This window comes from Kocuria atrinae C3-8, assembly GCF_000286355.1.
Lineage (GTDB): Bacteria > Actinomycetota > Actinomycetes > Actinomycetales > Micrococcaceae > Kocuria > Kocuria atrinae_A.
Genome location: NZ_AJXN01000157.1, coordinates 1 through 1,538 on the forward strand (window position 1 = coordinate 1; position 1,538 = coordinate 1,538).

The 1,538-nt window shown below is 64.2% G+C and carries 2 protein-coding genes; both read right to left on the reverse strand.

The features are described 5' to 3' along the window. Positions 1-28: 28 nt before the first annotated feature. Positions 29-463: a recombinase family protein gene (locus YO9_RS0114795; protein WP_016998187.1), complete on the reverse strand. Its 435-nt coding sequence runs from the start codon at positions 461-463 to the stop codon at positions 29-31. A gap of 151 nt (positions 464-614) precedes the next feature. Beyond that, a partial coding sequence (locus YO9_RS0114800; RefSeq protein ID WP_016998188.1) for a hypothetical protein occupies positions 615-1,538 on the reverse strand: 924 nt, incomplete at its 5' end.

Here is a 1,538-nt window from a genome sequence, read left to right on the forward strand (position 1 = left end):
GCTAAGGCTGCCTCACGTTGGCGGGCGTTCAGCTTCGGCTTCCGTCCTCCCATCCGGCCGTTGGCGCGCGCGTGGTCCAGACCCGCGCGGGTCCGCGCTGGATCGTCTCCAGCTCCTGCTGGGCCAGTGCGGAGAGAATGTGGATCATCAGCCGTCCCTCCCGCGTAGCGGAGTCCACGCCCAAGTCCAGCAGCACCAGGCCCACGCCTTCATCGGTCAGCTCCGCCACGGTGGCCACGGTGTCGCGCATGGACCGGCCCAGCCGGTCCATGCGGGTGACCACCAGGGTGTCGCCTTCGCGTAGATGGCTGCGGGCGGCCGTCATGCCGGGGCGGTCTGAGCGTGCCCCGCTGATCGTGTCCTCAAAGACCCGTTCGCACCCTGCGGCCTGTAGGGCTGCGCGTTGGGTATCCAGGGACGCGGACTGTTCGCGGTTACTCACGCGGGCGTAACCGATCTTCAAGGGGCCTCCTGGGCTGGCTAAGGTGGGTGACGCGGTGACGGGGATCAACGTCGCCGCCTGGGATGCCAGCACCCCAGACGTGAGCCCCGGCTGTCCCTTGACGGCCGGGGCTCACTCATACCGTAGGACTAGTGCTTGCGCACGGTGGACACTACGCAGAACCGCCGGCTGTCTCATCCCCAGACGCAGTGCCGATGAGCTGAGGGAACGGGTCAACGCTGAGCATCTCCGTGAGTGTCGAGAGCGTGAATACCCGGCCGAGAGTGTCGCGCACCACAGGTCCTAGCGTGTCATTGACCCGTGTCCATCCGAGCCCAGTCAGGACAGCTAAAAGAGGCACCCCGTTGAGCCGGATGGATTCATCGCGTAGCCGCTCGAAGCGCAGCGCTTTATCGCGAGCGGTGCCGCCGTCGTTCACGAGCTTGCATTCGAGCAGTGCGCGCAGAGTGCCCGCCTGGTCGAACACCACGAAGTCCGGTGCTGGAGTGACCTTGATCCCGAACCTCTTGGCAATATCAGCCTGGTTGTGAGCTCCCGTGCGGATGTAGGGGATGCCCTGCTGCGCGAAGAGTTCTTCGACGGCGTCCTCGACGATGTCTCCGCGCTTCGTAGAAGTAGCGTCAAGGAGCTGCCGGAACGCACCGCCGTAGTGTCGCTGATGTAAGAACGCGTCATAAGGCACTCCGTCGCGTGCGAGCTCTCCAACGGTGGCCCAGCCATCGGTTGTGTCGAACTTCTGCTGCTTGGGCTTCAGTTCTCCCGGTGGGTCCGGAAACAGGCTGCCGTCGAGTGCTCCCGATACCGTCGCCGCGGCCAAAAAAGCTGTGTCGTGCGCAGTCTTCTTCGGACCAACAGCCCCATTGCGTTCCATGCTCTGCACCCGACTAGGCGTCAGCGGCTTCATCCCCAGCGGTTCAGCCACGAGGTCAGTGGCCTTCGCGAACTCCTGGATCGTCAACCCCAAAATGGTGCGTAGCACAAGCAACGTTTCCGGCGCGTCCAAGAGCATCGCGATGAGAGTTTCTTGGGACACCTCGGTGAATCCCGATGTTGCCTCGAACGCCGCCTGGTAGGC